The 243-nt window shown below is 56.0% G+C and carries 1 rRNA gene; it reads left to right on the forward strand.

The window, feature by feature from the left end:
• Positions 1 to 243 (forward strand): 23S ribosomal RNA (locus tag AWV70_RS23105); the annotation flags it as partial.

Raw genomic sequence — 243 nt, forward strand, 5'->3', positions numbered from 1 at the left:
CCTGAGGAAGGCTCGTCCGCTCAGGGTCAGTCGGGACCTAAGTCGAGGCCGAAAGGCGTAGACGATGGATAACAGGTTGATATTCCTGTACCACCTCCCCGCCGTTATCAGCAATGGGGGGACGCAGAAGGATAGGGTGAGCGCGCTGTTGGTCATACGCGTCTAAGCAGTGAGGTGTGGAACGAGGCAAATCCCGTTCCTATAACATTGAGCTGTGATGGCAAGGGGAATTATCCCCGGAGT

This window comes from Sporosarcina koreensis (assembly GCF_001531445.1).
GTDB lineage: Bacteria > Bacillota > Bacilli > Bacillales_A > Planococcaceae > Sporosarcina > Sporosarcina koreensis_C.